We start from the raw sequence: 18,743 nt of genomic DNA, 5'->3' as shown, positions 1-18,743 counted from the left end.
TACCTACCCTTCGTAATGGACTTTCTTCTTGGAAATAAACATTTGCAGCATCGTCAGCAAAATGATGATGATGAAGAAGATAATGACCAAAGCGGAAGCTCTACCCGTGCGGAATTCGCTGAAGGCCATTTCGTAAATCCAATACACCATTGCTTTCGTCGACTCGAGCGGTCCGCCGTTCGTAATGATATCAACGGATTGGAACACTTGCATGGACGAAATAAAGTTCGTTACGACCAAGAACAAAGTGGTCGGCGACAGCAATGGAAGCGTAATCTTCCAGAATTGGGTCCATTTGCTTGCGCCATCAAGTCCGGAAGCTTCGTAATAATCGACAGGAATACTCCGAAGGCCGCCCATGAAAATAATCATCGTAAAGCCGACGCCTTTCCAAATGGATACGACAATCAGCACCCAAAGCGCAGTCTTCGTGTTCGTGAGCCATTGCACCGGCTCAAGACCCAACCACTTCAGTAATTCGTTCATCAAGCCGTATTGTCCGTTAAAAATCCACAAGAAAATCATGGATACGATAACCATGGAAATGTAGTGCGGCATGAAAATGATCGAGCGCATGAAGTTGAAGATACGAGATTGCTTGTTAAACAGCAGCGCGAGGCCAAGCCCCAGTGCCAAAGAAAGAAGCACGTCGATGATCGTATACGTGAACGTAATGCCAAGAACTTTGTAGAACTGGTCACTGGACAGCAAATACGTATAGTTGTCGAATCCGACGAACTTTTTAGTCGGCTTCGTCATATTCCAATTTGTAAAACTCAAATATAAAGAATTAATCAGCGGATAATAAATGAACACAACCAGGATAAGTAATGCAGGCACTGCAAAGGAGAAATCTTTCAAACCATCCATAAAGCGGACGTTACGTTTACTCTTCTGACTGACTGCGCCTTGTTGCGTGCCGGGCCGGCTGTCCGTCGCTTTCATCGCGACTCCCCTCTCACTTACAAATATGAATGGCAGTTTGGGGGCGGATAAGCCCCCCGCACTGCCGGGTTAAGCTAGAGCTTATTGATAGTCTGCAATAATCGTGTTGATTTCTTTAACGGCGTCATTCAACAAAGGCATCGGATCCGCATTTTCCAAAAGCATCTTGCCTACAACTTCCATGTACTTCTTGCTGAATTCCGGATAAGCCGGATGCTGCGGACGGCCAACGACGTTGTCGAAGTTGTCGAATACCGCTTTGTATTGCGGAAGCTTCTCGAAGTACTTCTTGCCTTCATCCGTGCTCAGAACGGACTTGTGGGTAGGCAGGTAACCCGTTCCTTCAGCCCACTTAATGTTATTTTCAGCAGCTGTCATGAATTTGATGAATTTCCAAGCCGCTTCTTTTTGCTTCGCAGGAGCGCCTTCCATCATAACGATCCCCGCGCCGCCGATATGCGATTTTCTTTCTTTATCGCCAGGGATAAACGATACGCCTACTTCAAACTTCGCGTTTTCCAGATATGTTTTCAATATGGCGGACGAATGCTGAACCATAGCTACTTTGCCGTCCAGGAACATTTGTCTCATCGTATCGGATGCGCCTTTGCCGTAGCCCATGTGCATGGAGCCTTCTTTAGTCCATTTGTAGAAGTTGTTCAGCCACTTTTGGCTATCCGGTTGGTCAAGCAATGTTTTCTTGTTGTCCGGGCTCAAGATCGAGCCGCCGCCATTGGAAACCCAAGGGTCCATGTACCATGTATCCCAGCCTGGTACGGAGAACGCGTAACGCGTTGTTTTACCGTTTTCCTTCAACGTGACTTTCTTGTTGAAGTCTTCGATCTCAGCCCATGTTTGCGGCGGTTTAACGCCGAGTTGATCCAGCATCGTCTTATTGTACATGAATACGCTCGTGCTGACGATCAGCGGGAAGCCGTATTGCTTGTTATTGAATGCGTACGCTTGCAGCATCCCTTTGGAGAAGTCGGACAAGTCCATTTTGTCGCGCGTAATGTAAGCGCTCAGGTTCGCGAACGCGCCGCTGTCTGCAAAGTTCGGAAGCGCCGATACTTCTACGTTCGTTACCGCAGGAACGTCTTTTGCCGCGATAGCCGCTTGCAGCTTCTTGTGAAGGTCGGTGTAAGCGCCTTGGTATACCGGTTCAACCGTAATGTTAGGATATTTCTTCTGGAATTCTGCGATCATATAGTTCACAGCGCCCATTTGAACGTCCGCATGGGAGTGCCAGTACTGGATCGTGACAGGAGAGTTATCTTCCACCGCCGGCGGAGCAACGTCTCCACTAGCTTGTCCACCTTTAGTGTCCGCGGAATTGCCGCAGCCGACTGCCGTTGTTAACGTGATGGAGGATACTGCAAGCACGGACAACCATTTTTTCATCTTCATTTCGTTAATACCCCTCTCTGACTTAACTCGTGTGATTGGTTTCCATTACTCATTCGACATCACTCGACACATTCCTTCATGTTTCGACTTTTAAAACACGAAGAAAAAGAACACCAAGCCGCTACAAGAAACAAAGGATCCGGCTACCGCACGGTCCAATCGTCTCTTGGGTTGTCTCAATGTTCTCCGCACCCAAGTGTGTATGGAATGAAGTAAAGCGTTTTCTTACTGACACGATATAGTATGTCATATAATGCGTACGATGTCAAGTAAATAAATATTATACCATTATTTTGAAAGCGTTACAATCATTTTTAAAAAAACGTTTACATGGCTTGCGTCGTGCCCCGCGCCCCGCCAACGATCGTCAGCGCTTTCGATTCCACGGACAATATATCGCCGGACGCCGAGATGACATCCATCGCCTGGATGATAACACCGCGATCGGTTGTTTTTAAGTTAAACTGCAGCTCCATAGCCGGCTCGGTCACGCCGTTGACCTCGGCCACGCCGTCGGGTTTCATGCGTACATTGGCAATTTGAATGCCGAATTGGCCGAATTTCGACGCGATCGTGCCCAGCACGCCCGGTTTGTCGATAATGCGGATGACGATCTCCATCGTCCTGCGGTTGCGCATCAAATATTTTTCCCATTTGTTCAGCACAAACAAGCTGATCAGCACCATCACGGTCGACAGTACGGCAACATAATAAAATCCTGCGCCCACACACAGACCGATGGCCGCCACAACCCATACGGAAGCGGCCGTTGTCAGACCCGAAACCGTCGAACCGGTCCGCATGATCGTTCCTGCTCCGAGGAAGCCGATCCCGCTGATGACTTGCGCTGCCAACCGCGCCGGGTCGGTACGCACGTTCGTTTCATTGACGAATGCGGCAAATCCGTAAACGGACAACAGCATGATCGCAGCCGAACCGATACAGACCAATATATGTGTTCGCAAGCCAGCCGCGTGGTTGTTCCATTCCCGCTCTAACCCGACCAAACCTCCCAAACAAACGGCCAGCATAATTCGGATGGTTAGATCCAAGTGCGAAATGTGCCAAATGCTATCCAAAGCTTGGCTCCCCCCTTAATTAGTGATTTATCGCCGGCCCGCGGCCGGCTAACGAACGCTTCCATGCTCCCAAGTTTGCGCTCGCCAAATGCAAAAAACCTCCCGGAAAGCGCGAAATAAACGCACTCGATCCAAAGAGGTTTCTCATCTTCTCTCCAGATTGGACTCTGACGCCGTTAAAAGTTCCATAATTCATTTGTTCCCGCGGATACCGCCAAAGCACCCGCCTGCAGCGCTTCCTCGATCTCGCGAATATTGCCGACCAGGCCGCCGGCGATGATCGGGAGTGTCGTCATATCCGTCATCTCCCGAATCACCCTTGGCATAACGCCCGGCATGACCTCGATTGCGTCCGGCTGGCTCTGCTCGGCTGCCTTGATTCCCCGAACGACTGCGCTCCGGTCGATCAAAAATATGCGTTGAATCGCCATCAGGCCGGCTTCTTTGGCGCCGCGAATCAGATTGCTTTTCGTCGAAATAATACCGGTCGGTTGAATATGTTGGGCAACATACGCCACGCCGCTGCGATCCGCCGCTATGCCTTCGATAAATTCCATATGAATGAAGACATGCTTGTTCGCCGCCTTAATTCGGTTCACCAAATCTCCGATATTGAATATCGAGCCGGTCAGCAGAAAAATAATGTTGACCGGGCTCTCGAGTGCACGATCGAGTTCGTCCGCCTTCTGAACGGCAGCTATGGTCTGGTGCTCCACTAAATCAACAATCGGATACATAATATTCCCCGCCCTTCACATGACTGAGAACATTATACCACGATTTATTTATAAATTTACGATTTCTTTAATACTGGAAATAATATATTGCGGACGATGCTCCGAGGCTTCGGCCATTTCGCGCGTCGCGACGCCGGTCAGCACGAGCACCGATTTCATCCCGGCCTCGTTGCCCATCTTAATATCGGTCTCCAGACGATCGCCGATCATGAAGCAATCTTTGTAGTCCAGTTCAAGGTGAGCGACAGCCGCTTGCGCCGCGATCAGCGAAGGCTTGCCCACGACAAGGTCGATTTCCTTGCCTGTAGCCACTTCCAATGCCGCGATGAACGTCCCCGTATCGGGAATTTGTCCACCGTCGAGCGGACATGTCGTGTCCGGGTTGGAGGCGATGATCTTCGCTCCGCGGATCGCTGCCTGGTACAGGCTGTTCAGCTTGTCGTACGTAAACTGGCGATCCCAGGACAGAACGACGTATTCAGCCGCTTCGCTGTCGTCCGTCATCGCAACGCCTTGGACTTGCAGTTCGTCACAAATCGGCTGTTCCCCGATGACGAATACTTTTTCCCCTTCTTGGAGCGTGTTCTTCAAATAGCGGGCTACGATCTGCGACGAGTTGAGCACATCCTCCAGCGCTGTCGGAATCCCCATCTTCGTCAGCTTTTCCACATACGATTGTCTTGTTGCGATCGGTTTGTTCGATAAAAATACGACGCGGTCTCCGCGTTCCCGCAAAGCTTTAATCGCTTCTGCGGCTCCATCGATCATTTTGTCCCCTAAGTAAACGGTACCATCCAAATCAAATACATACCCTTGTGCCATGTCTTCCTCACCCTCAATCATAATAAGAAAAAAAGGTCTTTCTTCAAGTTATTCAACGATGTCAGGCTTGATTCGCCCGCGCGGCAAATCGCAGCGCGAAGCGTTTTCGTTCCCCGGCCCTTTCCTTCGCGTCCGCAATCGCGCTTTAACGCGTTCATGCTGCATTCGAGAAGTCAAGTACCAAAAAAAAGAAAACCTTACCAGTGTAAGCATACCCTTCCTTCGTCAAAAATGGAAGAACATGTTTACGGATAAGGTTTTCTCCAGGACTCAAGCCTAAGCCGTATATTCATATAATGTAATTAATATAGTGCCTCGGCGACCCTTTGTCAACTAAAATATATTTTATATTACATCATTCCGTCAATTTCATGAACTCGCGCACATCGGCAATGGAAAGATCCATCGCCTGCTGCCAGAAGTCCGGCTTGCGCAAGTCGATGCCGAGATGTTTGGCCGCCAGCTCTTCGACAGTCATGCGCCCGGTATCGCGCAGCAGCGCGACATAGCGCTCCTCGAACGCTTCTCCGAGCCGCAGCGCTTCGGCGTACAAGCCGGTGCTGAACATATAGCCGAACGTGTACGGGAAGTTGTAGAACGGCACCTCGGTAATATAAAAATGAAGCTTCGACGCCCAAAAATGCGGATGGTATTCATTCAGCGCATCACGGTATGCCGTCTTCTGCGCCGACACCATCAGCTCGGACAAGCGCTCCGCACTGACGATCCCGCGGCGCCGCTCTTCGTAGAAGGCCGTTTCGAAAATAAAGCGCGCGTGAATGTTCATATAAAAAGCGACCGAACGCTGGATTTTGTCCTCCAGCAGCGTGAGCCGCTCCGCCGCCGTAGAAGCCCCTTTCACCGCTGCGTCCGACACGACCATCTCCGCGAAGGTCGACGCCGTCTCGGCGACGTTCATCGCATATTCCTGCGCAAGCGCCGGCAAGTCGTTCATCACATGCTGGTGATAGCCGTGCCCAAGCTCATGCGCCAAGGTCGACACGTTCGAGGCGGTTCCTCCGTACGTCATGAAGATGCGCGTCTCCTGCGCCAACGGGAACGAAGTGCAGAAGCCTCCCGGACGCTTCCCTGGGCGATCCTCCGCTTCGATCCAGCGGCTCTCGAACGCTTGAACCGAGAAATCGGCAAGCTTCGGGCTGAACCGGCGGAATTGGTCTACGATGAGCTTGGCGCCTTCGTCGTAGCTGTATGTCTCGCCGCCGCCGCCGACAGGCGCTTCCACGTCGTGCCAGCTCAGCTTCTCTACGCCGAGCAGCTTCGCCTTCCGCTCCAAGTACTGGACGAACACGTCCTTGTTGCGCTCGATGACGCCCCACATGGCGTCGAGCGTCTCCTGGGACATGCGGTTCACCGCGAGCGGCTCCTTGTGAATGGATTCCCAGCCGCGCCGCTCGTACAGCTTCAGGCGAAAGCCGCCGAGATGGTTGAGCGCGTCCGCGCAATAGTCGGCCAGATCCTCCCACTGCGCCTCCCAACCGCGGAACAGCCGCTCGCGCACCCCGCGGTCCGGACTGTGCATCTTGTTCGCCGCCTGTCCCGCGGAAAGCTCGGTGACGACGCCATTATCTTCAAAGGATAGGCGGAACTTGCCGACCGCCGTATTGTACAGCTCTCCCCAGCCATGGTAGCCGTCTACAGCCAGATCGTTGATCAGCGCCTCCTGCTCCGGAGGCAGCTTCTCAGCGGCCAGCGCGCGCCGTTCCTCCAGCGGGTATGTAATCTCCTTCAGCTCCGGCCGCGCCAGCAGCGCGTTCCACGCTTCGTCTCCGATGCGTGTCAGGAAGTCGTCAAACCGGGTGAGCGCCGAGGCGTAGTCGGCTCCGATGCTTTTGACCTGCCCGGACAAAATGACCGCTTTCTTATCGTTTTGGTTTTCCGCGGCAAGGCATGCCGTAAACGAATCGGCTTCCCGAATTTGCAGCGAAGCTTGTTGCAGCAAATCGATGACCGGCAGCAGCTCCGCCGCCGCTTCGGCCGAGTCCGGTACGGACAGCTTGCCCAGCATTCCATTTAATGTAGCAATATTTCCATTCAGCTCTTCCAGGAAGTCGGCAAATGCGCTAGATCCGCTCCCGCCAGGGAAAAAACGTTCCAAATTCCAAGTTTGTGGCAATGAGGTTTGCATAATAGCACCGCACCTTCCGAAAAATAGAATCGATACTTCTTCATTAAACCATATTTCGGCGCAAAGCCAAAATGCCCTCTCCCCATTTTTTGGTTGAATTGTAGGGTGCGTATATGTTTAAATGGAGACTATAGACCTATTTTTATGGGGTGAAACAAACATGAAACCATTGCAAATCTCTCCCGAAACCGCGCAAAAGCTGGCGAAGGAACTGAACGTCCCGCTGGAGCATCTGATGCATATGCCGCAGCATATATTAATGCAGAAGCTTGCCGAACTGGCGGCGAAGAAAGACAAGGAAGCCGGCGACCCGGACAAGGGACAAGCAGGCTCCGGACAGGCAAATACAAAGCAGGAGTAGCCCGGCATGATACCTTTCGAAAATACTTGGCCTTATGAACGGATCGGGTCCGATATTTACGTGCAGTACTGCCCCTTTTGTAAGGCTCCGAATATTCTTCTTCCTTTTAAGCCCCGAGAGCTTGAGTCTCTGAAGGAAGGCGTGAAGAAACTGCTTATATTCCCCTGCTGCCATAATAAACTGACCTTGGTCGGCGCCGACCAAGACTATCTGCTCGCGGGCCGTCCGCTGCGTCAATACCGCTAGGAACCTTCCCGCTTCTCAGGAGAAATGATAATGTATTACATCCCGCTGACCAACGCGTGCACCTTGATCGCGTTAAGCTACATGGCGCTCAAGCTGCGCAATCTGCCTTTCTTCGAGAGGTTCGAACCGTTGATGGCCCCGGTATTGACCGGAATCGCGAGCATCATCCTGATGCTGCTTCCGTTTCCGGATGATTCGCTGCTGAGTGACCTCCGGTACGCGCCGCTGATCATGGCCGGCCTTCGATTCGGCTGGACTTCGGCGCTGCCGTCGACGCTGCTTCCTGCCGTCTATATGACATGCATACAGCCGCCGGACCTTCTGCTTCATATTGGAGAGGATCTGCTCCTTCCCGCTGTCATCTCCTCCCTGTTTCATCGCAAGGAGTATGATACCGGTTACAGCGTTATACGCTTCACGGACGGTTGGAGCATATGCGCGATACTGGCCGTGTGCCGGCTTATCGTTCACGGGCAGTTTTTTTATGTGCCCGGATTTTATTTTTGGGCGGCGCATCTGTTCATGCTGTTTCTATCGGGCGTTGCCATTACCGTGTTGATCTATATGTATAATGAAGATAACCGGATCTGGATGGTGCAGCGCAAGCTGGAGCTGGAGGCCAAGCAGGACGGTCTTACCCGGCTGCCCAACCTGCGCGGCTTTCTCGATATTGCCGGCCGGACGATGAAAGGCCGACTGATCGCGATCTTGATGATCGACATCGATAATTTTAAACGGTACAACGATACGTTCGGCCATCTGCACGGCGACCAGCTGCTTCGGGATACCGGCCAAATTCTCAGGTCCGTCATTCACGAGCAGGATTATGTGGCGCGATACGGTGGAGAGGAATTCATCGTGCTAAGCCATTTCGCCGATGAAGCCGTGCTCGTCCGCTATGCAGACCATCTCTGCCGAACCATCGAAGCTTACGAGTTTTACGGAGACGACTACATCAAGACAACCATCTCCGTCGGCATCTCGGTATCCCAAACCCCGCAGGACGAGCTGCAGAAGCTGATCGACGAAGCCGACCGCGCGCTGTACCACTCGAAGCTCTCCGGCAAAAACCGCTACACCTTCTACTCCCCGCATATGTCCGAACGACAGAAAAACGCTTAAAACCTTGTGGATTACGGCCAAGGTCTTAAGCGTTTATTTGTTGTTGGCATCCCTCCGCTCCGGTCACTATTTTTATGCTCGCGTTAGATTATAGTCCTCTGCGACGTTAACTATATGGATCGTTTTTCCAAACGATATAAACGATGAAGGCAATCTTTGGGCAACCTCCGTTTCATCTCGTGCTTACCGGATGAACCTACAGCCATACCGATCTCGTATGGCCAAGGCGGAGCATATGAACGGTATTGTCAGTCTATCCGGCCAGTACGCACTAACCTTCGATAAAAGAAAGGGAAAGCAGCCGCTGGCACGCCAAGTCGCCAAACGATGCTTTCCCTTCACTTTGTTTACACTACCAGCCTCTCAGCCGAACGCGCCTACATTTCCTTCAGCAGCCTCGCTTCTTCATCCAGCTCGAACTGCTCCGCCTTCATATCCTCCCGGGTGACGGCCCACTGCTCGCGGCAGGCGCGAATCATAGCGGCGTCCATAATGCGCCGGTCGTTAATGACACGGGCGAACCAGCGCACCGCTTGGTTGTAGTTTCTGAGCCTACGGTTCAGCTCGCCGATCAAATACATCAACCGAGCATTGTTAAGCTCATTGCCTTCCGTCTCGAACACGCGCGTATATTCATCCAGCGCGTAGGACAGGAAGCGCTGCTCCTGTTCTGTCTCGCCCCGGTCTCTGTACAGCCAGGCAATATGATGCAGCAGCCCTGCCGTAATCCGGTTCTTCTCCTTGACGGTCTGCGCGCATAACAACGCCAGTTTGTATGTGTACAGTGCATTGTCCCAGCTGCGTTCCCCGCCATAGTCCTTGGCCGTCCACTGTCCGCCGACTTTTCCGGCGAACGCCTGCTTTTGCACGGAGTTTAATCGTTCCGTTGAATTTTCCGTGCAGGAGAAGCCGCAGGAGGGGCAGACGCGCACGACGTAATAATCGGGATTGATTTCCTTGTAGCGAACATAAAAATCCGTATCGGTGCCGCTGGCCTTTTTGAAGCTCGGCCGGACGCGAGACGTCTTATATTCCGACTCACAGTGCGGGCAAGCGACGTTCACTTGAAATAACGGTTCGACCATCCGAGACACTTCCTTTTGCGCTTAGCTGTTAATAAAATGGTACGCCGGCCCCTTCAGCCTCTCCAGTACCGCCTTCTGCAGCTCCGGCGCCATCTCCGTTTCCTCCAGCGCTCGACGCATGCAGTCAAGCCATGCCTCAGCCCGTTCTGCCGTAACCGGGAACGCCATATGGCGCGCCCGCATCATCGGATGACCGTGCTGCTCCGAATAGAGCGGCGGCCCCCCGAAAAATTGGGTCAAAAACATTTTCTGCTTCTCCATAACCGGCACGATATCGTCCGGAAACAGCGGCCCTAGTAAAGGATGCTGCTGCACTTTCGGATAAAAGGCTTCGACCAGCGTCCGAATGCCTTCCGCCCCGCCCATCGCTTCATAAACCGTCCGTTCCCTTGATTCATCCGACGCGGACATAGGTTTCATCTCCTAACAAAAAGACGATGCCGCTTATAAACGCCACAGCATCGTGTACGTAGTTGTCATGTATTCTAACCGTTATCGGACCTGAGAAACCGCCAGCGGCAGCTTTACAAATCCTCTTCTCCGGAATTCATCAGAGTCTCCTTTATTACGTAGACAAATGCGCATACGAGAATTCCAGCAATAACACCTACCATAAAGGATCACTCCCCCATTCTCATATACGTTGCAACTGTACGCCCTCTACGCAGCATCAGTTGTCAACACCATTGCAGGCTGCCTCATTCAGCGCCAGGCGTTGACGATTGCGCCGGAATACAGCGTCCCATGCCCCGTTTCAGCGCCTGTTTTCATCTTGGTACTATTGTACCATAGGACGTCTCGGCTTTTCAGCAATTTTTCGGATAGAAATGCAGTTATTCAAATTTTCACCAATGGCGGAGGGCATGTCTCTCTGACGTGAGTCATATATCAGAATGACAAGCTTTTTTCGGAAAGGAAGTCGGTTGCCTCGATGCGAAGATCAAACTTCATGCTTTACGCGGGCGCGCTCATTATTTTTAGTCTGGCGCTGCTCATGCTTGCTTTTCCGGCCGAAGCGCTGCAAGCTTCGCTCAAAGGAATATCGATCTGGTGGGATGTGCTGTTCCCCTCCCTTTTCCCTTTTTTCGTCATATCCGAAATGATGCTGGGCATCGGACTCGTGCATTTCTTCGGCACGCTGCTCGATCCGCTGATGCGGCCGCTGTTCCGTATTCCCGGCATCGGCGGCTTCGTCATGGCGATGGGGTTCGCCTCTGGCTATCCGATCGGCGCCCGCCTCACATCCCAATTATGGGAAAAGCGGCTGGTGAACCGGGAAGAAGGAGAACGGCTCGTCGCTTTTACAACCTCCTCGGACCCGATTTTTCTGATTGGGGCCGTGTCGGTCGGATTTTTCCAAAATCCGGCCATTGCCGGACTGCTGGCCGCGGCGCATTATGGCTCCGCCATGTTAATCGGCTTACTGATGCGGTTTCACGGCAAGCCTGCCGCGGGTAATGATGTTCAGGCGCCCGCAACTGCTACACATGTCGGCTCTATATGGCGGCGGGCCTTCGAGGAAATGCACGCAGCGCGTCTTGCCGACGGCCGGCCTCTCGGCGTCATGCTGCAAAAGGCGCTCGCCTCGGCAGTCCATCTGGTCATGCTGCTTGGCGGACTGGTCGTTTTCTTTTCCGTCGTCATGGAGGTTCTGACTTCGGCCGGCATTATGGCTTACGTCTATGCGGCGATCAATTCCGTGCTCGGTCTGTTCGGCGTTCCGCTCGTGCTGTCCAAGGCAGTGGTCAACGGCTTCTTCGAAGTCACGCTTGGCTCCAAAGCGGCTGGCACGGCGGATGGCATCCCGCTCGTCTATAAAGCGGCGATCGCGGCCTGGGTGCTGTCGTGGGCAGGTTTATCCGTCCATGCGCAAATCGTCAGCCTGCTCCACCATACGAACCTGCGCTACCTGCCTTTTGCATTCGCCCGGTTCATTCATGGGCTGCTGGCGGCCGTTCTTGTCTTTGTCTTGTGGAAGCCGCTTGCTCCGTACCAGGAAGCGCTCGGTGCGTTTATGCCGAAACCGGACGTGGCGCGGCCGCTGACCACCATGATTACGCATACGCTCCCGGCGGGAGCCTTGACGTTTGCGGCGCTGATCGGAACGATGCTGCTGTTGTCCCTGCTGTTCTGGGCAGGCAAAAGATGCATGAACCGGTTGCGAACATAAGATACTAGAAGAAGCATACATATAGGAACGTTCCTATTCTAGGTAGTGAACTTTGCAGCGGTTGCTATGCAATATCAGGTCAGAGGTGAAACGATGTATAAAGTGTATAATCCGAAGCTCCGTGAATTGCCGCTTTCTATCCAGCGTTTGGGAGAGCTTGCCTACAATTTGTGGTTTAGTTGGAATGATCAGGCGAAAGCCCTGTTTGCGCGAATCGATCCGCTGCTGTGGGATCAGTATGTGCACAACCCGGTGCGGCTGCTCTCGGAAATCGATGCAAGCAAGCTGCAGCAGCTCGCGGCGGATGAGTCGTTCCTTCAGCAATACCGCGCCGTCATGCAGCAATGGGATGATGAGGTGCAGGCGCCCTCCTGGTTCGAGGAGACGTACCCGCAGTACAAACAGCAAGCGATCGCGTATTTCTCCGCGGAATTCGGATTTCATGAATCACTGCCGATTTACTCGGGAGGGCTCGGCGTGCTCGCCGGAGACCACTGCAAGTCGGCCAGCGATCTCGGAGTCCCGCTCGTTGGAATCGGACTTTTATATAAAAAAGGATACTTCAATCAAAAAATCGACACGGACGGCCATCAGCTCGCGGAGACGATGCAATACGATTTTGAGAAATTGCCGATTGCTCCCGCGTATGTCCGCTCGGCGTCTTCGGAGCCTACCGAGGAATTGGTTATCACGCTTGCCCTCGCCGACCGTACGGTCCGGTTGAAGGTATGGCATGTGCAGGTCGGCCGCATATCGGTCTACTTGCTCGATGCCGATCTCGAAGAGAACAGCCCTTGGGACCGGGAGCTGACCGCTCAGCTGTACGGCGGCAACCAGGACATCCGCATCGCACAGGAAGTGCTGCTCGGCATCGGCGGCGTCAAGGCGCTCCGCGCCCTCGGCATCCCGACCGGGGTATTCCATATTAATGAAGGGCATGCCGCCTTCCTGTCCCTGGAACGGCTGCGCGAACAGCTCGACAAAGGCTTGCCGTTTCATGCCGCGCTGGAAGTGATTCGCGCCAGTACGGTGTTCACGACGCATACGCCGGTTCCGGCCGGACACGACGCGTTTCCGCTGCCGATGTTCGACTTTTACTTACGCGACCTGCTTGGAGCTTATGACTCGCACCGTGGCGACTTGACGCAGCTGGGACTGGACGCGGACAAAAACGTATTCAACATGACGTATCTCGCTTTGAACACGGCGGCCATCCGCGGCGGGGTCAGCAAGCTCCACGGCCAAGTATCGCGGGAGATGTTCCGCAAGTTCCACGGCAATATCGGGGCCGAAGAAGTGCCGATCGGCCATATTACGAACGGCGTTCATTTGAGCACGTGGCTCGCGCCGGAGCTGCGGGAGCTGTACAGCCGATTCCTCCCGGGCACGTGGGTCACGAGCCAGGCGAACAAAGACCAATGGGCCGGCATCGACCTGATTCCCGCCGAGTCGCTCTGGTCTGTTCATAAGCAGCTCAAGGAGAAGCTGATCGGCTATGCCAGAGCCAATCTCCGCGAGCAGCGCCGCCGCAACAGCATGCCGGCCGACTTGATCGAGGAAGTGCGGCATTATTTGTCTAAGGATGCGCTGACGATCGGCTTTGCCCGCCGGTTCGCCACGTACAAACGGGCGAATCTGGTGTTCAGCGATTTGAACCGGCTGGACCGGCTGGTGAACGATCCCGACCGGCCCGTGCAATTGTTGTTCGCCGGCAAAGCCCACCCCGCTGACCGGCCGGGCCAGGAATTGATACGCGAAGTATACCGGGTGTCGCAGATGGACCGGTTTCGCGGCAAAATCGTCCTGCTCGAAAACTACGATATGAACCTCGCCCGATATTTGGTGCAAGGGGTCGACGTCTGGCTGAACAACCCGCGCCGGCCTTATGAGGCAAGCGGAACCAGCGGCCAAAAGGCGGCGCTGAACGGCGTCATCAATTTCAGCGTGCTGGACGGCTGGTGGGAAGAAGGCTACGACGGCAGCAACGGCTGGAGCATCGAGATGAACAATGATGCCGATTGGTTGACACAAGAGAAGGAGAACACGGAGTCCATCTACCGGCTGCTCGAGAACGAAATTATCCCGCTGTATTACAATAAGGGCGCGCTCCCGGTGCAGTGGGTCGAGCGGATGAAGCGTTCGATTCGTACGCTTGCCCCTGTCTACAACACGGACCGCATGGTGATGGATTACGTGAACAAGACGTACGTTCCGTCGCTGATCAGGACGCGCCATTTTATCGACAATGACTGCGAGGAAGCGATCAAGGTCGCCGACTACAAGCAGTTCATTCTCCAGCATTGGAGGCAGGTGCGCATTATCGAAGTGAGCGACGGCAGCGGCCAAGCGAGAATCGCAGCGCGGGCGGCGCAGCCGACAAAAGAGGTTACTGCCACCGTGAAGTTCGGCGCCGTCTGGTATAAGGACACCGCGGTCGAGATTGTCTACTATGAGGAGCAGCCGGATGGGTGGCATCAGCGGGTTGTCGAGATGGAACCGTCGCGGGTACTCGACGATCGCACAGTGCTGTACCGCGCGGTGATCCCGTCGCATCTCAAGCACGGCCCGCATTTCAGCGTTCGCGTTCATCCGATTAGCGCGAGCTTCGCCCGCAGGTTCGAGCTCCCGCTGGTTACCACGTTTTGAGTGAATCCAAAAGCGTAAAGCAAAGGAAGGTCTTGGCCTCTGTTCGGGCCACGGCCTTTTTGTTTGCCCCGACTGGACAAGCGGCTGCCGCCATTGTTTTATTGCGGTGAATAACTTATTATGAAAGTAGCGAAATTTGTCAGATTGGCTTATTAGGAGGACGACCGTTGAAATATAATGTAGTTCACCGAGGCGATGAGATTTCTATTCAATTGATGTATACGTTTCATGAATTAATACGCCAGCATGGGCTCGTCCATGACGAGGAGTCCCCGGATATCGTGCTGTCCATCGGGGGTGACGGCACGCTGCTGCAAGCATTTCACCGGTACAAGGAAGAGATCGAGCATATCGCGTTTGTCGGCATTCATACGGGGCGGCTCGGTTTTTTTGCCGACTGGAAGCCGGATGAAGTGGAATTGCTAGCCCAACTGATGGGAGAAAGCGCCCAGCAGAACGACCTGCGCGTCGTCAAATATCCGCTCGTAGAGATCCAGATCACAACGCCGCAAGGGATCGAGACGCAGCTGGCGCTGAACGAATTTACGCTCAAGGGCGTGGACGCTACGCTCGTCGCCCAGCTTCACATCAACGACGAGCTGCTCGAGACGTTTCGCGGCGACGGCATCTGTATTTCCACCCCGTCGGGAAGCACCGCGTACAATAAAAGCTTGGGCGGCGCCATTGTGCATCCGTCGCTGGATGCGATCCAGATCGCGGAGATCGCGTCGATCAACAATCGCGTATTCCGTACGCTCGGCTCGCCGATCCTGCTGCCGAAGCATCATCATTGCGACATCTACCCGCGGGCGAATCAGAACATTCTGCTGTCGCTCGACCATGTGTATATGCAGCGCAATGACATCATCTCGATCCGGAGCATGGTAGCTGCCGGCAAAAAAGTAAAGTTCGCCCGGTTCCGCCCGTTCCCGTTCTGGAGCCGCGTGCGGGAAGCGTTCATCGGGTACGACAATAATTTGATCTAAACCTTGCCGCAATCAACAAATAACCCTGGCCGAATGGCCAGGGTTATTTGCGTTAGCGCCGATCATGCCGTTGTACTGCCGGCCGCGCCATCTATATAGGGTCCGACAGCGCAGCGCTGCACTGAACCGGTACTGCATAACCGTCGCAGGAAGCTCGTGTCGGCGCTGTGCGGCACCGCCGGCCCCACGGGCGGCACGTGCTACCCCAGCGCCATCGGCCGGTGAAGCTCCGGTCTTGCCAAGCGTTACGGTATTACGTTTCCGTGCCGGAAGGAGAAGACGGCCTTGGCTTAGACGCATGCTGCCCCCCATGCGGCTTGTGCGGCTTGCCGGACGAGCCGTTGCGAGACGACGAGTTCTGTGAATGCCGATGCCGCGGTCCTTGCCCGCGCGAGCCCGATGCTTGTCCTTGCCCGTGATTCGGCCCCCGCTTGTCACGCTCGTTCGATGCGCCGTCGGCATTCCCGTGCTTGTGCGGTTTGCTTTGGGTGTAGGACGCGGTGTTCAAGGAAGCCTGCTGCTCGGCAGGCTGCTCCGCATCGAGATATACATCTTCTTCGCCTTCCGCCCCCGGCCCTTGGGGATCTCCCCCCTGCCTGCCGGGCACCTTCTCGATGATGAAATAGGCGCAGCCGAAATTGCAATATTCGTTCAAATAATCATGTAGCGTGGAAATCGTCGTGTCTCTGCTCGCCTTCGGATTATTGTCCTTGTAAAAGCCGCGCAGCCGAAGCTGATTATAGCCCCAGTCACCTACGATATAATCGTACCGTTCCAGCACCTCGCTGTAACGATCGCGAAATGCTTCCGGCTTCCAGCCGCTCTTGTGATCCGAGACGACCTCATACGTTCTGCCCGCAATATGGATCAAATCGCTTGCCTCCTTCCTGTTAAGATTGCTGAGCCGATTGCACCTGCTCATGTGCATGGTAGGAGCTGCGTACGAGCGGGCCGGATTCGACATGCCGGAATCCGAGCTTCATTCCCTCCGCCTTCAATTCCGCAAACTGCTCCGGCGTATAATATTTTTCCACGGACAAATGCTTCAAGCTCGGCTGCAAATATTGACCTATCGTCATAATATTGCAATCGACCGCCCGCAAATCGTGCATCGTCTGAACAATTTCTTCCCATGTCTCGCCTACGCCGAGCATAATGCTGGACTTGGTCGGAATCGACGGAGCCATTTGCTTGGCGCGTTCGAGCAGCTCCAGCGAACGGCGGTACTTCGCCCGCGCGCGCACTTTGTCCGACAACCGTTCCACCGTTTCTACATTGTGGTTCAAAATATCCGGCTTCGCGTCCATTACGATGCGAAGCGACGCTTCGCTGCCCTGGAAATCCGGGATCAGCACTTCGACTCTTGTGAGCGGATTGCGCTGGCGCACGGCACGAATCGTCTCGGCAAAAATCGATGCTCCGCCGTCCTGCAAATCGTCGCGTGCCACCGAAGTGATGACCGCATGGCGCAGCCCCATCTGCTCCGCCGCTTCCGCTACGCGTTCCGGCTCCTGCAAGTCCAGCTCCGTCGGCAAGCCCGTATTGACCGCACAAAAACGGCAGGCCCGCGTACAAATATCGCCGAGAATCATAAAGGTCGCCGTGCGGTTGGCCCAGCATTCGTGTATATTCGGGCATTTGGCTTCTTCACATACGGTATGAAGCGTTTTGCCTCGCATCATATTTTTCAGTTCTTTATAATTATCGCCCGTCGTCAGCTTGATTTTCAGCCAGTCCGGTTTACGTTCGATTTGACGAGTAGCCATCGTTTGTCCCTGCTTTCCATTGCTTTCTGTCCACTCATTAAACGGCGGCATGCTTGCTCTACAGCCGCTTTAGGCTATTATATCACGAATAAAGGAACAATCCACTTTCGAATTGAAATGTGGTACACTAGCAATGGATTGTCGGCATCTCCCGCTTTCGCGGAGCATCCCCGGGCGCATAGCCGCGCCATAGGTGATTGCCGTTCATGATATGGAATAAAACTCAGCAGGTAGATCGTGGTGAAGAGGCCCGTTTTACATCGTACAGAATTCCGCTGCTCCCATGAATGCATTGGCGAGCTGAACATTCTGTAACACTCATATAGACCGGAGGATACGCTTTTACATGAATATCGAAAACATTTTAAAGCTGGTTCGATCCGGAGATTTGGATATTGCAGAAGCCAAGAGGCTGCTCGAGGAGCAGGCCGCTTCGTCTCCGCAGCCGCCGGAACGCAGCGCCGGCGGATTACATACGAACGGAGGCGGCGCAGCATCCGCCTCATCCGAAGCCGAAGCGCAAGGAATCGACGACACGCTCGGTTATGCGCAGCTCGACCTGCACCGGGCCAAGCGCACGGGATTTCCCGAGGTTATCTTCGGGGAAGGCAAGACCGCCGAGCAAATCGCCTCGATCTTCGAGCGGCTCATGGCGCATTCCGACCGCGTGCTTGCTACGCGGGTCAGCCCCGATAAAGCGGCGCACGTACTGGAGCGCGTTCCGGGTGCGGTACACCATGCAGACGCCCGGGCGATCGCATGGACGCGCGAGGACGCGGCCATGGCAGCGGATGGCTACATCGCGGTCGTGTGCGCCGGTACGTCGGACCTGCCCGTTGCCGAGGAAGCGGCCGTCACGGCCGAGTGCATGGGCGTCCGGGCAGAGCGCGTCTACGACGTCGGTGTGGCCGGCATTCACCGGCTGTTCCGGCGGCTGCCCGTCATCCGCGGCGCCCGGGCGATCGTTGTCGCCGCGGGCATGGAAGGCGCGCTCGCCAGCGTACTCGGCGGGCTGGTCTCCGTCCCTGTCATCGCCGTGCCGACCAGCATCGGCTATGGCGCCAGCTTCCACGGGCTGGCCGCGCTGCTCGCGATGCTGAACTCCTGTGCTCCGGGCATCTCCGTCGTCAATATCGACAACGGCTTCGGCGCCGGATATAATGCGGCTCTCATTTATAAAAATTCCAAATCATCCGCAGGCTTGGATGCGGGCAAAGAGGGATGA

The 18,743-nt window shown here is 54.5% G+C and carries 17 protein-coding genes; 7 read left to right on the top strand and 10 right to left on the bottom strand.

Annotated features, from left to right (window positions below):
- Positions 1–3 precede the first annotated feature (3 nt).
- From KXG62_RS20735 to KXG62_RS20710, 6 genes are all read right to left on the bottom strand, one after another.
- Positions 4–945 carry a carbohydrate ABC transporter permease gene (locus tag KXG62_RS20735; RefSeq protein ID WP_246627554.1) on the bottom strand — a complete coding sequence of 314 codons (942 nt, stop codon included), beginning with the start codon at positions 943–945 and terminating at the stop codon, positions 4–6.
- Between the two features lie 81 nt (positions 946–1,026).
- A complete protein-coding gene (locus KXG62_RS20730; protein WP_218093918.1) occupies positions 1,027–2,352 on the bottom strand; it encodes an ABC transporter substrate-binding protein in 1,326 nt (441 codons plus the stop codon).
- Between the two features lie 326 nt (positions 2,353–2,678).
- Positions 2,679–3,383: an MgtC/SapB family protein gene (locus tag KXG62_RS20725; RefSeq protein ID WP_218093943.1), complete on the bottom strand. Its 705-nt coding sequence runs from the start codon at positions 3,381–3,383 to the stop codon at positions 2,679–2,681.
- Between the two features lie 224 nt (positions 3,384–3,607).
- A complete protein-coding gene (locus KXG62_RS20720) occupies positions 3,608–4,168 on the bottom strand; it encodes a glycerol-3-phosphate responsive antiterminator (RefSeq protein WP_218093917.1) in 561 nt (186 codons plus the stop codon).
- Between the two features lie 48 nt (positions 4,169–4,216).
- Positions 4,217–4,990 carry an HAD-IIA family hydrolase gene (locus tag KXG62_RS20715; protein ID WP_218093916.1) on the bottom strand — a complete coding sequence of 258 codons (774 nt, stop codon included), beginning with the start codon at positions 4,988–4,990 and terminating at the stop codon, positions 4,217–4,219.
- 355 nt (positions 4,991–5,345) lie between these two features.
- Positions 5,346–7,136, bottom strand: coding sequence for a M3 family oligoendopeptidase (locus tag KXG62_RS20710; protein ID WP_218093915.1), 1,791 nt, complete (start codon positions 7,134–7,136; stop codon positions 5,346–5,348).
- Positions 7,137–7,296: 160 nt separating this feature from the next.
- Here KXG62_RS20710 and KXG62_RS20705 point away from each other — a divergent pair, with 160 nt between their 5' ends.
- Genes KXG62_RS20705 through KXG62_RS20700 form a run of 3 tightly spaced genes read left to right on the top strand, consistent with a single transcriptional unit; the run spans position 7,297 to position 8,865 of the window.
- Positions 7,297–7,497 carry a YycC family protein gene (locus KXG62_RS20705; RefSeq protein ID WP_218093914.1) on the top strand — a complete coding sequence of 67 codons (201 nt, stop codon included), beginning with the start codon at positions 7,297–7,299 and terminating at the stop codon, positions 7,495–7,497.
- A gap of 6 nt (positions 7,498–7,503) precedes the next feature.
- Complete coding sequence (locus tag KXG62_RS34130; RefSeq protein ID WP_246627553.1) at positions 7,504–7,743, top strand: hypothetical protein; 240 nt, start codon at positions 7,504–7,506, stop codon at positions 7,741–7,743.
- A gap of 30 nt (positions 7,744–7,773) precedes the next feature.
- Positions 7,774–8,865: a GGDEF domain-containing protein gene (locus KXG62_RS20700; RefSeq protein WP_218093913.1), complete on the top strand. Its 1,092-nt coding sequence runs from the start codon at positions 7,774–7,776 to the stop codon at positions 8,863–8,865.
- Between the two features lie 377 nt (positions 8,866–9,242).
- On the opposite strand, the gene KXG62_RS20695 is transcribed toward KXG62_RS20700, so the two are convergent.
- Complete coding sequence (locus KXG62_RS20695; protein ID WP_218093912.1) at positions 9,243–9,950, bottom strand: DUF2225 domain-containing protein; 708 nt, start codon at positions 9,948–9,950, stop codon at positions 9,243–9,245.
- A gap of 21 nt (positions 9,951–9,971) precedes the next feature.
- The gene (locus tag KXG62_RS20690; protein WP_218093911.1) at positions 9,972–10,361 is read right to left on the bottom strand and encodes a globin domain-containing protein; all 390 of its coding nucleotides are present in this window, start codon (positions 10,359–10,361) and stop codon (positions 9,972–9,974) included.
- 520 nt (positions 10,362–10,881) lie between these two features.
- Here KXG62_RS20690 and ylbJ point away from each other — a divergent pair.
- The 3 genes from ylbJ to KXG62_RS20675 all read left to right on the top strand — a co-directional run bounded on the left by ylbJ (position 10,882) and on the right by KXG62_RS20675 (position 15,752).
- Positions 10,882–12,120: a sporulation integral membrane protein YlbJ gene (gene ylbJ / locus KXG62_RS20685; RefSeq protein WP_218093910.1), complete on the top strand. Its 1,239-nt coding sequence runs from the start codon at positions 10,882–10,884 to the stop codon at positions 12,118–12,120.
- Positions 12,121–12,213: 93 nt separating this feature from the next.
- Positions 12,214–14,766, top strand: a complete 2,553-nt coding sequence (gene glgP / locus KXG62_RS20680) for an alpha-glucan family phosphorylase (RefSeq protein ID WP_218093909.1) — start codon at positions 12,214–12,216, stop codon at positions 14,764–14,766.
- Positions 14,767–14,933: 167 nt separating this feature from the next.
- Entirely contained in the window at positions 14,934–15,752 is an 819-nt protein-coding gene (locus tag KXG62_RS20675) for an NAD kinase (RefSeq protein WP_218093908.1), read from the top strand.
- A 253-nt stretch (positions 15,753–16,005) separates the two neighbouring features.
- Here the strand turns inward: KXG62_RS20675 and KXG62_RS20670 are convergent, their stop codons facing one another.
- Both KXG62_RS20670 and lipA read right to left on the bottom strand, forming a co-directional pair.
- Positions 16,006–16,623, bottom strand: coding sequence for a YutD family protein (locus KXG62_RS20670; RefSeq protein WP_218093907.1), 618 nt, complete (start codon positions 16,621–16,623; stop codon positions 16,006–16,008).
- A gap of 19 nt (positions 16,624–16,642) precedes the next feature.
- On the bottom strand, positions 16,643–17,569 hold the full coding sequence (gene lipA / locus KXG62_RS20665) for a lipoyl synthase (protein WP_218093906.1): 927 nt from the start codon (positions 17,567–17,569) through the stop codon (positions 16,643–16,645).
- A 295-nt stretch (positions 17,570–17,864) separates the two neighbouring features.
- Between lipA and larB the strand changes: the two genes are divergently transcribed.
- Positions 17,865–18,743 (top strand): nickel pincer cofactor biosynthesis protein LarB, encoded by an 879-nt coding sequence (gene larB, locus KXG62_RS20660; protein ID WP_218093905.1) that lies wholly within the window; start codon positions 17,865–17,867, stop codon positions 18,741–18,743.

Origin of the sequence: Paenibacillus solanacearum (genome assembly GCF_910593845.1) — a bacterium.
Classification (GTDB): Bacteria; Bacillota; Bacilli; order Paenibacillales; family NBRC-103111; genus Paenibacillus_G; species Paenibacillus_G solanacearum.
This window is presented reverse-complemented; position numbering and strand designations above follow the sequence as displayed.

What these genes read in the sequence shown, in the direction of transcription:
- KXG62_RS20735 (WP_246627554.1), bottom strand. Translation starts at nt 945, where the DNA reads ATGAAAGCGACGGACAGCCGGCCCGGCACGCAACAAGGCGCAGTCAGT.
- KXG62_RS20730 (WP_218093918.1), bottom strand. Translation starts at nt 2,352, where the DNA reads ATGAAGATGAAAAAATGGTTGTCCGTGCTTGCAGTATCCTCCATCACG.
- KXG62_RS20725 (WP_218093943.1), bottom strand. Translation starts at nt 3,383, where the DNA reads ATGCTGGCCGTTTGTTTGGGAGGTTTGGTCGGGTTAGAGCGGGAATGG.
- KXG62_RS20720 (WP_218093917.1), bottom strand. Translation starts at nt 4,168, where the DNA reads ATGTATCCGATTGTTGATTTAGTGGAGCACCAGACCATAGCTGCCGTT.
- KXG62_RS20715 (WP_218093916.1), bottom strand. Translation starts at nt 4,990, where the DNA reads ATGGCACAAGGGTATGTATTTGATTTGGATGGTACCGTTTACTTAGGG.
- KXG62_RS20710 (WP_218093915.1), bottom strand. Translation starts at nt 7,136, where the DNA reads ATGCAAACCTCATTGCCACAAACTTGGAATTTGGAACGTTTTTTCCCT.
- KXG62_RS20705 (WP_218093914.1), top strand. Translation starts at nt 7,297, where the DNA reads ATGAAACCATTGCAAATCTCTCCCGAAACCGCGCAAAAGCTGGCGAAG.
- KXG62_RS34130 (WP_246627553.1), top strand. Translation starts at nt 7,504, where the DNA reads ATGATACCTTTCGAAAATACTTGGCCTTATGAACGGATCGGGTCCGAT.
- KXG62_RS20700 (WP_218093913.1), top strand. Translation starts at nt 7,774, where the DNA reads ATGTATTACATCCCGCTGACCAACGCGTGCACCTTGATCGCGTTAAGC.
- KXG62_RS20695 (WP_218093912.1), bottom strand. Translation starts at nt 9,950, where the DNA reads ATGGTCGAACCGTTATTTCAAGTGAACGTCGCTTGCCCGCACTGTGAG.
- KXG62_RS20690 (WP_218093911.1), bottom strand. Translation starts at nt 10,361, where the DNA reads ATGTCCGCGTCGGATGAATCAAGGGAACGGACGGTTTATGAAGCGATG.
- ylbJ (WP_218093910.1), top strand. Translation starts at nt 10,882, where the DNA reads ATGCGAAGATCAAACTTCATGCTTTACGCGGGCGCGCTCATTATTTTT.
- glgP (WP_218093909.1), top strand. Translation starts at nt 12,214, where the DNA reads ATGTATAAAGTGTATAATCCGAAGCTCCGTGAATTGCCGCTTTCTATC.
- lipA (WP_218093906.1), bottom strand. Translation starts at nt 17,569, where the DNA reads ATGCCGCCGTTTAATGAGTGGACAGAAAGCAATGGAAAGCAGGGACAA.
- larB (WP_218093905.1), top strand. Translation starts at nt 17,865, where the DNA reads ATGAATATCGAAAACATTTTAAAGCTGGTTCGATCCGGAGATTTGGAT.